A 14,093-nucleotide genomic window follows, 5' to 3' on the forward strand; every position below is an offset into this window, starting at 1 on the left:
GACCGGTGTCAGGCGTCGTTGACCATCTCGCCGGGGCGGCGGCGGAACAACGTCACCCATCTGCCATAGGGACCCGTCGCCCGCCCCGCGACCCGGGTCGCGGAAACCTCGGTGCCGGACTCCTCCGCGGCCGTGGCCGCCGCGAGGTAAATCGGTTGCAGTCCTTCGCCGCGCGCGGGTCGCGGTTCGGGCCACAACCCCAACGCAGTGCATACAGAAGGTAGCACCGCGTAAGCGGCCGAGGCGTAACCTCGGTCAGATGGATGGAAACGATCCGGTCCGAACATCTCGCCCGGATTCGTGTCGAATTCCGGGCCCAGGAGGTCGGCGAACGCCACCGTCCGGCCGCCCGCGTCCACGACGGCCACGGTCTGCGCCGCGGCGAGCTGGCGGCTCCAGCGCCGCGTCACCCAGCGCAGGGGCTGCGCGATGGGACGTACGGTGCCGAGGTCCGGGCAGGTGCCCACGACCACCTCGGCGCCCGCCTCCCGCAGCCGCCGCACGGCCTTGACCAGGTGGCGCACGGCCATCGCGGGCGGCGTCTGCGTCACCACGTCGTTCGCGCCGACGAAGATGACCGCCACGTCCGGGTCCAGGCGCAGTGCCCGGTCCACCTGTTCGGCCAGCGCCGCCGACGGCGCGCCCGACTTGCCGAGCACGTCCAGCCGCACCGGCCGCTCGGCCACGTGCGCCAGGCCCTCCGCGATGAGCACGCCCGGCGTCCTGCCGGGAGTGCTCACGCCGAGCCCGATGGAGGTGGAGTCGCCCAGCATCACCAGCCGCACCGGCGGGCCGGTGTAGGCGCCGTAGAGGCCGTCGGAGGGCGGCCCGTCCAGCCCGTGCGGCCGGCCGATGGCCTTGCGCGCGACCAGGCCCTCCACGAGCAGCAGCCCGTACGCCGTGGCTCCCAGGGCCGTCAGGCCGCCGCCTCCGAGGGCCGCCGCGATGGCGATCTTCCGGGCGGCCCTCGCCACCCCCGCTGCCCAGACCATGTGGGTTCTCCCCTCATCCGAACTCGGCGGTAGCGTTTGCTTGAAAACTAGCCGAGCGCCCGCCACCCCCACGGGTCCTCGGCGACGGGCAAGCTGATCAAGCTTTGGCAAAGAAGGTGAACACCTCGGTGCGCGTACACGATTCCCTGGTCGAGCTCATGGGCAACACGCCGCTCGTCAGGCTGCACAAGGTCTCCGCGGGGGTGCCCGCCCAGGTGCTCGCCAAGGTCGAGTACTTCAACCCCGGTGGTTCGGTCAAGGACCGGATCGCCGTCCGCATGATCGAGGCCGCGGAGGCGTCCGGCCAGCTGCGGCCCGGGGGTGTCATCGTCGAGCCGACCTCGGGCAACACGGGCGTCGGCCTGGCCATCGTGGCCCAGCAGCAGGGCTACCGGTGCCTGTTCGTGGTGCCGGACAAGGTCGCCCAGGACAAGATCGCGGTGCTGCGGGCCTACGGCGCCGAGGTCGTGGTCTGCCCGACCGCCGTCGCCCCGGACCACCCCGAGTCCTACTACTCGGTCTCCGACCGGCTCGCCCGGGAGACGCCCAACGCCTGGAAGCCCGACCAGTACTCCAACGTCAACAACCCCGACTCCCACTACCACTCGACGGGGCCCGAGCTGTGGGAGCAGACCGAGGGCAGGATCACCCACTTCGTGGCCGGCATCGGCACGGGCGGCACGATCAGCGGCACGGGGCGTTACCTCAAGGAGGTCTCCGGCGGCCGAGTGAAGATCATCGGGGCTGACCCCGAGGGCTCGGTCTACTCCGGCGGCTCCGGCCGGCCGTACCTCGTGGAGGGCGTCGGCGAGGACATCTGGCCCGCCACCTACGACACCGGGATCTGCGACGAGATCATCGCGGTGTCCGACAAGGACTCCTTCACCATGACCCGCCGCCTCGCCCGCGAGGAGGGGCTGCTCGTGGGCGGCTCGTGCGGCATGGCCGTGGTCGCGGCCCTCCAGGTCGCGGCCAAGGCCGGGCCCGACGACGTCGTGGTCGTGCTGCTGCCCGACGGCGGGCGCGGCTACCTGTCCAAGATCTTCAACGACGACTGGATGGCCGACTACGGCTTCCTGACCGAGACCTCGGACGAGGGCCTGGTCGGCGACGTGCTGGCGCGCAAGGGCGCGCACATGCCCGAGTTCGTGCACGCCCACCCGCACGAGTCGGTCGGCACGGCCATCGCGATCATGCGCGAGTACTCCGTCTCGCAGCTCCCGGTCATGAAGGAGGAGCCGCCGGTCATGGCCGCCGAGGTCGTCGGCTCGATCGTCGAGCGCGACCTGCTGGAGGCGCTCTACCACGGCAAGCTGTCGTCCGACGACCCGATCGCCGAGCACATGTCGGCGCCGCTGCCGACGCTGGGCAGCGGCGAGCCGGTGGCGCGGGCCGTCGAGGCGCTGGAGAAGGCCGACGCCGCGGTGGTGCTGGAGGACGGCAAGCCCTCCGGGCTCATCACCCGCCAGGACCTGCTCGCCTTCCTCGCCAACCACTGAGCCGACCACGGGGCCGACCGCTGGACGACCCGCTGGGCCGACCGCTGGCCGACCACTGGCCGACCCGCTGGGCCGACCTCTGAGCCGGCCACGGGGACGGCTCCCCGGCGGCGCTACGCGTGGCCGGCGACATGTTCGTCGAAGAAGGCGAACGTGCGCCGCCACGCGTCGTCCGCCGCCGCGGCCACGTGGCCGTGGCTCAGCGGGAACAGCGCGAGCCGCGCGACGGGGTGGTGGCCGTCGGTCATGAAGGAATGCCCGGCGGCCGGGTAGATCTCGACGTCGTGCTCGATGCCGAGCGCCCGCATGTGCGCGCGCAGGCGGGCGCCGTGCGAGCGGAACCCCCGGTCGCGACCGCCGTAGGAGCCCACGACCGGACACACCGGCCGCAGCTCCTCCGGGTCGCGGGGGACCATGCCGTAGTTCACCGAGGCGGCGCGCACCCCGGGCGGCGCGCTCGCCGCGTACGCCAGGGCGAACCCGCCGCCCATGCAGAACCCGATCACGCCGAGCCGGTCGCCGTCCACGTCGTCGCGGCCGGCCAGCCAGCGCCGGGTCGCGTCGATGTCGGCGGCCGGCCGGCCGGGTCTGCCGGTCGTGAGCTGATGCATGGCCCGGGCCAGGCATCCGGCCCTGCTGCCGTGGCTGTACAGGTCGGGCAGCACCGCCGCGTACCCGTGCGCGGCGAACAGGTCCACCACGTCGAGCATGTCGGGTTCGACGCCGTAGATCTCGTGCACGACCACGGCGCCCGGCCATCCTCCCGCCGGCGCCTCCCCGTCGGGCAGCGCCACCATCGCGGTCAGGGAGCCGCCGTCCGGCAGGGGAACACGCACCTGGTGTCTCATCGGGACGTAACGTAACAGGCCTGCCGCCCGGCGACGGTTACGGCTTCTTGATGGACTCGAACACGGTGCCCAGACCCTCGTGGCCGCGCCCCTCCGCGAAGGCGGCCCGCTCGAACAGCGCCTTCAGCGCGCCGGGCACCGTGGTCTCCACCCCCGCGTCCCGCAGCGCGTGGACGACGTGGCCCATGCCGACGGCCTGCATGGTGAGGCTGTTGAGCTCGCCCGGGTACACCCCGGCCTCGACCTCCTCGGCCAGGATCTTCGCGAAGCCCATCGGGCCCTCGCCGCCGAGCTGGGTGAACATCTCCCGGGCGTACGGCAGGAACACCGCGGGCTCGACCCCGGCCGTGCCGAGCAGCGCGAGCGCGTGCATGTAGCTGGTCAGGCTCGACCAGAAGACCAGGAGCTGGGCCTGGTAGAACATCATCGCCAAACCCTCGTCGGCGCCCATGTAGTGGACGTCGCCCAGGGCCTTAAGCGTCGCGGCGTGCCGGTCCACGGCGTCCTCGGGGCCGCTGTAGAAGACGTACGCGCCGGGCTGCCCGATGCCGGGAGGCGGCACCATGATCCCGGCCGTGACCAGCGTGCCGCCGCGCTCGGCCACCCACCGGGCCGCCGACCTCAGCTCCTCCGGGGTGCCGGAGCTGAGGTTCACCAGCACCTTCCCGTCCAGCCGCAGATCGCCGAGGCTGTCGTACATCGCCTGGTAGTCGAGCTGGCTGATCACCAGCAGCTCGCCCGAGTCACCGGGGGAGGCGGCGAGCCTGGCGCCCCTGGCCACCAGCGGCTCGGCCTTGCTCGCCGTGCGGTTCCACACCGTCACGTCGTGGCCGGCGGCGAGGAAGGTCGCCGCCATCGTCGAACCCATCGGCCCGAGGCCGATCACCGTCACATCATTCATGCGGCCCAGCCTGCGCCCGGGCGCTACGGAATTCCTTCGGGCCCGCTACGGGTTGGCAATCATCGTGGTGCGTTTCGGTGTGCTCGGCCCGCTGGCGGTGTGGGCGGACGACGGCGGCCCGGTCCGGGTGGCCGAGCCGAAGGTGCGTGCCCTGCTGGCCGACCTGCTGGCGCACGGCGGCGGGCCGGTGCCGGTCGACCGGCTCATCGACGACCTGTGGGGCGAGCGGCTGCCGCGCAACCCGGCGGGCACGCTCCAGGCGCGGGTCTCGCAGCTCCGGCGGGCGCTCGGGGTGCCGGGGCTGATCACCTACGGGCCGGCGGGTTACCGCCTGGCGCCGGCGGACACCGACGCGTCCCGCTTCCTCGACCTCGTCGGCCGCTCCCCGTCGCGGGCGGAGCCGGGGAAGGCGCAGGCCGTGGCGCTGAGGGAGCGGCTGGCACGGCTGGAGGAGGCGCTGGCGCTGTGGCGCGGGCCCGCGTACGCGGAGTTCGCCGACCTGGGCTTCGCCCGGCCGGAGGTCGCCCGCCTGGAGGAGGCGCGGCTGGCGGCCCTCGAAGAGCGGGCGGAGGCGCGGCTGGCGCTCGGCGAGGACGCCGACCTGGCGGGTCTCGTGGCCCTCCACCCCCTGCGCGAACGGCTGCGCGCGCTCCACATCCTCGCGCTCTACCGGCGCGGACGGCAGAGCGAGGCCCTGGCCAGCTACGGCGAGCTGCGCGACCTCCTGGCCGAGGAGCTGGGGCTGGACCCGTCACCGGAGCTCAGGGCGCTGCACGCGGCCATCCTGCGCCAGGACCCCGCCCTGTCCGCCGGCGCCCTCGCGGGGCCCTTCAGGGGGCTCTCCGCGCCCGTCCTGACGGCGCCCGTCCCCGTCCCGCCCACGACCGCCTCCGACCGGCCGCGCCTGACCAGCACGCAGCACCCGTCGGGCACGAACCTGCCCGCGGCTCTCAGCGACCTCGTCGGCCGGGGCGATGAGCTGGCCGCCGTCCGGGACCTGCTGGCCGCGAGCCGGCTGGTGACGCTGACCGGGCCGGGCGGCGTGGGCAAGACCCGCCTCGCCCTCGAAGCGGCCCGGGCCCGCACGGGCCCGGAGGAGTTCCCCGACGGGGTGTGGCTGGTCGAGCTGGCGGGGGCCGGGGACGTCGCGGAGGCGGTGGCGGCCGTGCTGGGCGTGCGCGACGACGGCGCCGGCCCGCTGCCGCCCCGCCTGGCGCGGGCCCTGGCCGGCAAGCGGGCCCTGCTCGTGCTCGACAACTGCGAGCACGTCGTGGCCGACGCGGCCGGCCTGGTGGCGCGGCTGCTGAAGGCGGCGCCCGGGCTGCGCGCCCTCGCCACCAGCCAGGAGCCGCTGGGCGTGACGGGAGAGCGCCTGCTGTCCGTGGCGCCGCTGCCGGAGCCCGAGGCCGTGCGGCTGTTCGCGGCCCGCGCCGGCGTCGAGCCGGACGACGCCGTCGCCACCATCTGCCGCCGCCTGGACGGCATCCCGCTCGCCCTGGAGCTGGCGGCGACGCGGGTGCGCGCGCTGGGCGTGCGGGGCGTGGCCGAGCGGCTCGACGACCGGTTCAGGCTGCTCAGCGCCGGCATGCGCGACGCGCCCGCGCGGCAGCGGACGCTCCGGGCCGCGATCGACTGGAGCTGGGAGCTGCTGACCGAGCCGGAGCGGGTGGTCCTGCGCCGGCTGTCCGTCCACGCCGACGGCTGCACGCTGGAGGCCGCCGAGGAGGTCTGCGCCGAGCCCGGCGTGGACGTGCTGGACGCCGTGGCCCGGCTCGTGGACCGGTCGCTGGTCGTGGTCACGCCGGGGCCGCGTTACCGGCTGCTGGAGTCGGTGTCCGCGTACTGCGCCGAGCGGCTCGCCGAGGCGGGCGAGCTGGACGCGATCAGGGAACGGCACGCCCGCCACTACACGGAGCTGGCGGTACGGGCGGAGCTGCGCGGGCCGCGCCAGGTGGAGTGGCTGGAACGGCTCGACCTGGAAACCGCCAACCTGCGGCTCGCGCTGGCCGGGCCCGAGCCGTTGCGCCTGGTCAACGCGCTGGCCTGGTACTGGTACCTGCGCGGCCGGCTGGGGGAGGCCCGCCGTTCCCTGACCGCCGCCCTCGCCACCGTCCCCGGCGGGACGTCGGCCGCGCCCGCTCGCGGCGGCTCGTCCGGCCAGGCGGCCGAGGCCGCCGTGGCGTCCGTGTGGCTGGCCGGGATGACGCTGCTCAGCGGCGAGACCCCGCCCGAGGTCCTGTGCGCCGGTCTCGACGCCCACGCCGACGCCCTCGCCTCGTGGTTCCTCAGCCATGTCCGGTGGGCGTACGGCGACCAGGAGGAGCACCGGGCCGCCGCCGACCGGGCGCTGGCCGTGTTCGAAGGGATGGGCGACCGGTGGGGCGTCGCCGCCACGCTGACCCTGCGGGCCAAGCTGGCCCTGGTCCGGGGCGACCTGGACGCGATGCGGCGCGACAGCGAGCGCGGCCTCGCGCTGTTCACCGAGCTGGGCGACGACTGGGGCCGGATGGAGGCCATGGACGCCCTCGACCGGCTCGCCGAGGCCCGCGGCGACCACGCGGAGGCGGCCCGGCTGCGCGAGGAGGGGCTGCGCCTGGCCGAGCGGCTCGGCTTCGAGGTGCCCTTCAAGCTGTCGGCGCTGGGCCGGATCGCCCTGCTGGCCGGCGACTACGCCGCCGCCGACGAGCGGCACGAGCGGGCCCGGCGGCTGGCCGTGGCGCAGTCGTACAAGTCGGCCGAGGAGTACGCCGTGCTCGGCCTGGCGGTGAGCGCCCGGCGGCAGGGCAGGTACGCGGAGGCGGAGGCGCTGCTCACCCCGTGGCTCGGCTGGCTGCGGGAGGTGCGCGGGACGCCCGGCATCGCGTTCGTCATGGCGGAGCTGGGCTTCGCCGCCGAGCAGCGCGGCGACGCCGCGACGGCGCTGGCCCGGCAGCGGGCCGGGCACGAGGCCGCCCTGGCCAGCGGCGACCCCCGTGCGATGGCGCTGGCCCTGGAGGGGCTCGCGGGCGCGGTGTCCCTCGCGGGGGACCACGCCGAGGCGGCGCGCCTGCTGGGCGCGGCGGCGGCCGCGCGGGAGGAGGCGGGGGCGCCGCTGCCCGCCGCCGAGCGGCTCGACGTGGACCGGATCACCACCCGGGTACGGGAAGCGCTCGGAGAGGCGGCGTGGTGGGACGCCTACGCCTCGGGACGGCGCGGCTCAGGGGAGGGGGAACTCGGCCACCACCTCCCAGGCGCCCTCGGGGGTCGGCCCGGCGTACAGCCTGCCGCCGAGCGCCTCCACCCGCTCGGCCATCCCGACCAGGCCGAACCCGCCGCCCAGCCGCGCGAGCCGCGGATCCGACGCTGACCCGAAGTTGCTGACCCGCAGGACCGCTACCTGGCCGGCCAGCCGCAGGCCCGCCTCGATCCACGACGCCCCCGGCGCGTGCTTGCGGATGTTGGTCAGCGCCTCGCGCAGCACCCGGTGCAGCGTGGTCATCACCTCGGGCGGCAGCGTGCGGTCGTCGATGCCCTGCCCGATCTCGAACGCCACCCTCGGCCCGTTCGCCGAGAACCGCTCGGTCAGCTCGCGCAGGTCGGTCAGCGACGTGCCGGGGGTGCGGGCCGCCTCGTCCTCCGCCCGCAGGACCGTGACCAGGCGCCGCATGGCGCTGAGCGCGTCGCCGCCGGCCCCGGCGATGGCGTCGAGGGCGGGCACCACGGCTTCGGGTTTCGTCTCGGCGACCGTGCGGGCCGCCTGCGCCTGGACCACGATGCCGGTGATGTGGTGGGCGACGAGGTCGTGCAGCTCCCGGGCCAGCTCCAAGCGCTCCGACCGGCGTACGGCGTGGACGGCCTCGTTGCGGCGTTCCTGCTGGAAACGCAGGTAGCCGCCGATGCCGGCGGCGGTGGACCAGCCGGCGAACAGCAGGAACGAGAACGCGATCCCGTTCCCGTCGGCCAGGCGCCAGATGCCCTCGGCCATGAGCACGACCAGCGTGACGACGCACAGCACGGCCGCCCGCCGGATCGGCTCCACGTGGCGCAGCACGCCGATGGTGAGGACGAGCAGCGCGCCGGCCTCGGCCGACCCGGGCGCGCCGGGCGTGGAGGTGGCCGCGAAGACCAGCGTGACGGCGACGGACATGCCCGCCATCGCCGCGAACCCCTCCAGCCGCCACCGGCGGCGCAGCGCCACCGCCACCATGCCCGCGGCGCCCGCGAGGGGCACGAGCCACTGCGGCCCGCCGTCCTTGGCCGCGAGGACGAGGTCCAGCAGCAGCATCATGCCCAGCCAGCCGAGCACGGCGATCTCGCTCAGCCGTCTGATCCAGTACACGATGCGCTTGCCGTCGGCCACGCCCTGGAGCCTAGGCCGGAAGTCGGAGTGCCCGTATCGGCCGTTCGGCCGAGCGCCGCGGGCCAGGACCGGCCCTTCAGCGGAGGCGGCGGCCGGGGCCGGCGGCGGATGCTGGAGGAGTCCGAAAGGGGGACGAGGCCATGGTGGTCATCGGATTCACGTTGCTGGGTGTCGGGCTGGGTGTCGCGCTGCTGCTCGCGCTGGCCGACCCGGTGCTGCTCTCGCGGATCAACGGGGAGCACGCGGAGGGCGGCAGCGGCCGCCACATCGAGGTGCCGCGCGAGGAGGCCCGGGTGCTGCGGCTGGCGAAGCGGGACCGCGACGACCGGCACGAGCCCGCCGCCGCCTGACGCCGGGTGTCCGTTACCGTGGGGCCTATGACGAACGGTTTCGAAACCCTGGCGATCCACGCAGGTCAGGAGCCCGACCCGCTGACCGGCGCGGTCGTGCCGCCCATCTACGCGACGTCCACGTACAAGCAGGACGGCGTCGGCGGCCTGCGCTCCGGATACGAGTACAGTCGCTCGGCCAACCCCACGCGCACGGCGCTGGAGGAGGCGCTGGCGGCGGTCGAGGGCGGGGCGCGCGGGCTGGCCTTCGCCTCGGGCCTGGCGGCCGAGGACACCCTGCTGCGCACGGTGTGCAAGCCGCAGGACCACGTCATCATCCCCAACGACGCCTACGGCGGCACCTACCGGCTGTTCGCCAAGGTCAACTCCCGCTGGGACCTCCACTTCGACCCGGTGCCGCTCGGCGACCTCGACGCGGTGGCGTCGGCGATGACGCAGAAGACCCGCGTCGTGTGGGTGGAGACGCCGACCAACCCGCTGCTCGGCATCGCCGACATCGCGGCCCTGGCCCAGCTCGCCCACGACAACGGGTCGCTGCTGGTCGTGGACAACACCTTCGCCTCGCCGTACCTCCAGCAGCCGCTGGCGCTGGGCGCCGACGTGGTCGTCCACTCCACCACCAAGTACGTCGGCGGCCACTCCGACGTGGTCGGCGGCGCCCTGATCGCGGCCGACCGCGGGCTCGGCGACGAGCTGGCCTACCACCAGAACGCCATGGGCGCGGTCGCCGGGCCGTTCGACTCCTGGCTCACGCTGCGCGGGCTGAAGACGCTCGGCGTGCGCATGGACCGCCACTGCGACAACGCCGAGCGCGTGGTCGACCTCCTGCTCGCCCACCCGCGGGTCACCCAGGTGCTCTACCCGGGGCTGGAGGAGCACCCGGGGCACGAGGCGGCGGCCAAGCAGATGAAGCGGTTCGGCGGCATGGTGTCCTTCCGCGTCGAGGGCGGCGAGGAGGCGGCGGTCGAGGTGTGCAACCGGGCCGAGCTGTTCACGCTGGGCGAGTCGCTGGGCGGCGTCGAGTCGCTGATCGAGCACCCCGGCCGCATGACGCACGCGTCCGCGGCCGGCTCGCCGCTGGAGGTGCCCGCCGACCTGGTGCGGCTGTCGGTCGGCATCGAGACGATCGACGACCTGCTCGCCGACCTGACCCGGGCGCTGGGCTGACCCGGGCGCCCGGGGCGGCCGGCGCCTACCTGGGCACCACCATCAGGAAGAGGATGACGAGCCAGATCACCGCCAGCAGCCCGCTGATGGCGGCGATCCGGCCGTTCTGCACCTTCGCGTCGTCCTGCGCGTCGGGGCTGGCGAGCACCCGTACGGCGGCGCGCAGGTCGCGGTCGATGAGCACGATGAGCACGATGGCCACGATGAACAGCGTCATCGACGCCGTCATGTACCACTTGCCGAGGATCGCGCCGCCCACGGCCGCGCCGAGCGCGATGCCGAACACCAGGACACCCAGCGACGCGACGCCGTAGATGCGGGTCGTGCGCTGGATGTTCTGCAGGACGGGCACGTTCTTGGCCCGGATGGCGCGGGGCGCGGCCATGGTGACCGCGGTGAGCGGGCCCACGGTGAAGATCGCGAAGCCGATGTGCAGCCAGAGAAGCAGGGACGACATGTCGCTGAGACTAGTCCCCGGCGATCTCGACCGTGGGCTCGACACCCAGCGGCGCCTCGGCGCAGTCTTTGCCGTCGGGGGAGCAGCGCGTGACGAGTTCGGTGGCGACCACGGCCACCACCATGAGAACGATCAATACGATCATGGCGAACATTTGGCTCCCCTCCTTCCCCGCCGCGGACGTAAATATCGTCCGTAATGACTAGACGGTGTGGCAACGGAATAAGTTCGGCCCGGGTATGGTTGGGGACCGTCCCACTTTTCTCACCCTTTGGACACATGGGGGTGTCTTCCGTGGCCATCAGGCATGTCGAGCCGTACACCGACGAATGGCTGAAGCAGCCGGCCTGCTACGCGCGCCTCGTCGTCGAACAGCTCGGCACCGAGGTCTCCGACTGGTGGGAGGGTCCGTGCGACCCCCGCGCCGTCACCGTGCGGCTCGCCGACGGCACCGCCCTGGTGTGGGACGAGGAGAGCGGCTGGCGACTCGGCCGCTACGTCGGCGGCGGCTCCGGCCGGCACACCGAGCTGTCGGGCGTCCGCTACCTGGGCGGCGGGCTGCTGCCCCGGCCGGAGCGGGTGCCGGCGGCGCTCACCGACGCCCGCGAGGGCGTGGGCTCCAGCACCGCCTGGCGCCCCTGCTACCGCTCCCACCGCAACTGCCGCGACGGCTTCGACGTCGCCCTCGACTTCTACACCCGGCTCGTCGACGCCTGACCGTCCCGGTCCGGCGGACCAGGTCAGCGGGCCCGGCGCAGCCGCAGGAAGTCGCTGACCACGTACTCGCCGAGCCGCTCGGCGCTGGGGGAGAAGACCCGCCCGCCGTTCCTGCGGGCCACCTCGTCCACGAACTCCTTCAGCCGCTCGTCGGCCGCCAGCATGAAGACGTTGAGCGTCGCCCGCCGCCTGGTCATCTTGTCGACCTCGGCCAGCGTCAGCTCCAGCGTCTCGGCCGAGGGCGGCCACTCGAACGCCGAGTGCCCGTTGCGCATCAGGTGCGCCGTCGGCTCGCCGTCCGTGACCACCAGCACCACCGGCTCGAAGTCGGGGTGCCGGTCGAGGTGGCGGCCCGCGATGAGCAGCGCGTGGTGCAGGTTGGTGCCCTGGACCATGTCCCAGTCGAGGCCCGCCAGCTCGTCCGGCTGCAGCACGCGCGCGTAGTTGGAGAACCCGATGATCTGCACGGCGTCCTGCGGGAACTTCGAGGCCACCAGCGCCTGCAGGGCCAGCGCGGTCTGCTTGGCCGCCGCCCAGGTGCCGCGCAACGCCATCGAGTACGACAGGTCGACCAGCAGGCAGACGGCCGCTGCGCTGCGCCGCTCGGTCTCGGCCACCTCGAAGTCGTCCACCGACAGCCGCACCGCGGAACCCGCGGTCCCCCGGGCCTGGCGCAGGCCGCCGTTGCGGACGCCGTTGACCAGCGTGCGCACCACGTCGATGGGCTGCTCGTCGCCGAAGCGCCACGGCCGCGACGAGCCGGTCAGCTCACCCGCCGCGCCCGCGTCGCGCTGGTCGTGGTCGCCGCGCCGTCCCGCGTCCAGCGAGGAGAACACCCGGCGCAGCGCGGTCTCGCCGAGCCGCCGCACCGCCTTGGGGGTGAGCTCCAGCTTTCCCCTGCGGCGCAGCAGGTAGCCCTGCTCCTCCAGCTCGCGCTCGATCCGGCGCAGCGCCTCCAGGTCGTCCACCGCCGAACGGCCGAGGGCCCGGCGGACCGCGGCCTCGTCGATGTCGTCGAGCCGGGCCCCCGGGTAGTCCTGGCGCAGCGCCGACTCCAGCCGGGTCAGGTCGGCCAGCTCCTCCAGCGCCGAGACCGCGTCGCCCATGCCCAGCGGCTCCTCGCCGCTGAGCCGTTCGGGGGTGTTCCAGGCCAGGTCGGGGCGGCGGGCGTAGAGCGACTCGCCGAGCCGGCGCATCTGGTCGGACAGCCCCGCCTGGTCGAGCGTCTGGTTGATGAGGTTGTTGAGCTCCTCGCGCTGGGCGGGCGTCATCGAGGCCAGCATGCGCTGCGTGGCGGCGGCGCGGCGGGCCAGGATGTCGACGAGCTCCTCCAGGTCGCGCGGGTGCTCGGGGAACAGGTCGCCGTACTTGTCCATGAAAGCGGCGAAGTCGTCTGGCGTGTGCTCGCCCCTGGCGTCCTTGTCGAGCATGTCGTTGAGGTCGGCCATCATCTGCCGGACCCGCTCCATGGCCGCCGGGTCGGGGTCGGCCAGCGCGTCGCGCAGCCCCCGGAACTGGCTGTCGAGCACCTCGCGCCGCAGCAGGTCGCGCAGCTCCTCGAACGTCCGCCTGGCGGCGGCCGAGCGCCACTCGTACGAGCTCAGCTCCTGGATGGCGCTCGCCGTGTCGTCGGGCAGCGCGTCGAGCTCGCTCTCGCGCAGCCGCGCGTCGTCGGACGGGTCGGGGAACAGCTCGGCCCGCTCCTGGCCGATGGCCTTGTCGAGCAGGGCGCGGGCATGTTCGAGGGTGCCGTCGAGGCGGCCGCTCTCGCGCAGCTCGCGGCGGCGGCGGCGCACCTCGCGCAGCATGTCGTCGAGGCCCTTGCGGTCGTGCGCGCCGGGCAGGCCGCGCTTGAGCAGGTCACGCAGGGCGTGGACGGGGGTGGAGCCGGACAGGATGGCGTCGCCCATCTCGTCCAGCGCCGCCCGCACGTCGTACGGCGGGGCCAGGGGGTCGGGGCCGTCGTGGTACTCGCCATAGCGGTAGGCCATCACGGACCCACGCTAACCCCACGGGCCCGCTCACGCGTCCCCGTAGACCTCCCAGACCTGCTGGACCTCCTCGGTGACGGGCACGTAGTCGATCTGGACCGCCACCGGGTGCCGGGCGCCCTTGAGCGCCCTGACCAGGTCGGCCGCCGTGCAGCTCTTGCGGCCGAGACCGTTCCGGCCGGCGTTGACGGGGGCGCCGGCCAGCCACTTGTCGCCGCACCCGCGCGTCACGCGGCTGAACGACACCGCCCCGGTGTGGCCGAGCCACACGGTACGGCCGGCGCGGGTGAACAGCACGGCCGAGTCCCCGGCCCACCGGAGCGTGCCCCGTTCGACCCGGGACGGCGACGGCTGGGCGAGGACCTCGCTGACCGTGACCGCCCGTCCGTCGCGGTGCTCGACGCGCACCGGCACCGGGCCGCGCCGGAGGCTGTCGGCCAGGTCGTCGGGGGTGCACCGGGTGGTGCCGCGGCCCTTGCCGTCGATCGCGACCCGGCCCTCGGTCTCCTTGAGGTCGCAGGCCACGGTGACGCGGCGGTAGGCGGCCCCGGTGTAGGCGAGCCGGAGCGGCCGGGCGCCGGCGAGGGCCGTGAAGCGGTGCAGCGGCCGGCGGTACTTGGCGGCGCGGGGCGTGAGGCGCAGCGTGCCGGCGCCGTCGGCCCAGGCGTAGCCGTACACCGCCTCCGTCCGTCCGGTCGTGGTGGCGGCGGCGGCGGGCGCCGCGGGCGCGCACAGGAGAGCGCACAGGGCGAGGGCTGTGGCGTGGGCGAGCAGGCGCATGGGCGGGTCCCCCCGGTCAGAGTGCTGGATCATCCACTCTGACGCGGGAGAG

12 protein-coding genes and 1 pseudogene are annotated in these 14,093 nt (G+C 74.3%); 5 read left to right on the plus strand and 8 right to left on the minus strand.

The window, feature by feature from the left end; translation table 11 throughout:
- Positions 1-8 precede the first annotated feature (8 nt).
- The gene (locus HT134_RS25780) at positions 9-992 is read right to left on the minus strand and encodes an SGNH/GDSL hydrolase family protein (RefSeq protein WP_175603012.1); all 984 of its coding nucleotides are present in this window, start codon (positions 990-992) and stop codon (positions 9-11) included.
- A gap of 128 nt (positions 993-1,120) precedes the next feature.
- Between HT134_RS25780 and HT134_RS25785 the strand changes: the two genes are divergently transcribed.
- Positions 1,121-2,491, plus strand: a complete 1,371-nt coding sequence (locus tag HT134_RS25785) for a cystathionine beta-synthase (RefSeq protein ID WP_175603013.1) — start codon at positions 1,121-1,123, stop codon at positions 2,489-2,491.
- 113 nt (positions 2,492-2,604) lie between these two features.
- Here the strand turns inward: HT134_RS25785 and HT134_RS25790 are convergent, their stop codons facing one another.
- Positions 2,605-3,339 (minus strand): dienelactone hydrolase family protein, encoded by a 735-nt coding sequence (locus tag HT134_RS25790; RefSeq protein WP_175603014.1) that lies wholly within the window; start codon positions 3,337-3,339, stop codon positions 2,605-2,607.
- Positions 3,340-3,376: 37 nt separating this feature from the next.
- A complete protein-coding gene (locus HT134_RS25795) occupies positions 3,377-4,240 on the minus strand; it encodes an NAD(P)-dependent oxidoreductase (RefSeq protein WP_175603015.1) in 864 nt (287 codons plus the stop codon).
- Positions 4,241-4,307: 67 nt separating this feature from the next.
- Here HT134_RS25795 and HT134_RS25800 point away from each other — a divergent pair, with 67 nt between their 5' ends.
- Positions 4,308-7,586, plus strand: a complete 3,279-nt coding sequence (locus HT134_RS25800; protein WP_175603117.1) for an AfsR/SARP family transcriptional regulator — start codon at positions 4,308-4,310, stop codon at positions 7,584-7,586.
- On the opposite strand, the pseudogene HT134_RS48150 reads toward HT134_RS25800, so the two are convergent.
- A pseudogene (locus tag HT134_RS48150) lies at positions 7,503-8,507 on the minus strand (sensor histidine kinase); the annotation flags it as partial. The gene HT134_RS25800 and the pseudogene HT134_RS48150 sit on opposite strands and share 84 nt — an antisense overlap.
- A gap of 212 nt (positions 8,508-8,719) precedes the next feature.
- Here HT134_RS48150 and HT134_RS25805 point away from each other — a divergent pair.
- Together HT134_RS25805 and HT134_RS25810 are read left to right on the plus strand one after the other, a co-directional pair.
- On the plus strand, positions 8,720-8,929 hold the full coding sequence (locus tag HT134_RS25805; RefSeq protein WP_175603016.1) for a hypothetical protein: 210 nt from the start codon (positions 8,720-8,722) through the stop codon (positions 8,927-8,929).
- A 27-nt stretch (positions 8,930-8,956) separates the two neighbouring features.
- A complete protein-coding gene (locus HT134_RS25810; protein WP_175603017.1) occupies positions 8,957-10,096 on the plus strand; it encodes a cystathionine gamma-synthase in 1,140 nt (379 codons plus the stop codon).
- A gap of 25 nt (positions 10,097-10,121) precedes the next feature.
- Here the strand turns inward: HT134_RS25810 and HT134_RS25815 are convergent, their stop codons facing one another.
- Together HT134_RS25815 and HT134_RS25820 are read right to left on the minus strand one after the other, a co-directional pair.
- Positions 10,122-10,553: a DUF2269 family protein gene (locus HT134_RS25815; RefSeq protein ID WP_175603018.1), complete on the minus strand. Its 432-nt coding sequence runs from the start codon at positions 10,551-10,553 to the stop codon at positions 10,122-10,124.
- A 10-nt stretch (positions 10,554-10,563) separates the two neighbouring features.
- Positions 10,564-10,707, minus strand: coding sequence for a hypothetical protein (locus HT134_RS25820; RefSeq protein WP_175603019.1), 144 nt, complete (start codon positions 10,705-10,707; stop codon positions 10,564-10,566).
- Positions 10,708-10,847: 140 nt separating this feature from the next.
- Between HT134_RS25820 and HT134_RS25825 the strand changes: the two genes are divergently transcribed.
- The gene (locus HT134_RS25825; protein ID WP_312888425.1) at positions 10,848-11,270 is read left to right on the plus strand and encodes a DUF6292 family protein; all 423 of its coding nucleotides are present in this window, start codon (positions 10,848-10,850) and stop codon (positions 11,268-11,270) included.
- Between the two features lie 23 nt (positions 11,271-11,293).
- On the opposite strand, the gene HT134_RS25830 is transcribed toward HT134_RS25825, so the two are convergent.
- Both HT134_RS25830 and HT134_RS25835 read right to left on the minus strand, forming a co-directional pair.
- On the minus strand, positions 11,294-13,261 hold the full coding sequence (locus HT134_RS25830; protein WP_175603020.1) for a vWA domain-containing protein: 1,968 nt from the start codon (positions 13,259-13,261) through the stop codon (positions 11,294-11,296).
- Between the two features lie 30 nt (positions 13,262-13,291).
- Positions 13,292-14,041, minus strand: a complete 750-nt coding sequence (locus HT134_RS25835; RefSeq protein ID WP_175603021.1) for a hypothetical protein — start codon at positions 14,039-14,041, stop codon at positions 13,292-13,294.
- Positions 14,042-14,093: the final 52 nt, after the last annotated feature.

The organism is Nonomuraea rhodomycinica, from assembly GCF_013363995.1.
Taxonomy (GTDB): Bacteria; Actinomycetota; Actinomycetes; order Streptosporangiales; family Streptosporangiaceae; genus Nonomuraea; species Nonomuraea rhodomycinica.

Excerpts from the sequence above, each read along its gene's own strand:
- HT134_RS25790 (WP_175603014.1), bottom strand. The coding sequence starts at position 3,339 with ATGAGACACCAGGTGCGTGTTCCCCTGCCGGACGGCGGCTCCCTGACC.
- HT134_RS25810 (WP_175603017.1), top strand. The coding sequence starts at position 8,957 with ATGACGAACGGTTTCGAAACCCTGGCGATCCACGCAGGTCAGGAGCCC.
- HT134_RS25835 (WP_175603021.1), bottom strand. The coding sequence starts at position 14,041 with ATGCGCCTGCTCGCCCACGCCACAGCCCTCGCCCTGTGCGCTCTCCTG.
- HT134_RS25815 (WP_175603018.1), bottom strand. The coding sequence starts at position 10,553 with ATGTCGTCCCTGCTTCTCTGGCTGCACATCGGCTTCGCGATCTTCACC.
- HT134_RS25805 (WP_175603016.1), top strand. The coding sequence starts at position 8,720 with ATGGTGGTCATCGGATTCACGTTGCTGGGTGTCGGGCTGGGTGTCGCG.
- HT134_RS25780 (WP_175603012.1), bottom strand. The coding sequence starts at position 992 with ATGGTCTGGGCAGCGGGGGTGGCGAGGGCCGCCCGGAAGATCGCCATC.
- HT134_RS25830 (WP_175603020.1), bottom strand. The coding sequence starts at position 13,261 with ATGGCCTACCGCTATGGCGAGTACCACGACGGCCCCGACCCCCTGGCC.
- HT134_RS25795 (WP_175603015.1), bottom strand. The coding sequence starts at position 4,240 with ATGAATGATGTGACGGTGATCGGCCTCGGGCCGATGGGTTCGACGATG.
- HT134_RS25820 (WP_175603019.1), bottom strand. The coding sequence starts at position 10,707 with ATGTTCGCCATGATCGTATTGATCGTTCTCATGGTGGTGGCCGTGGTC.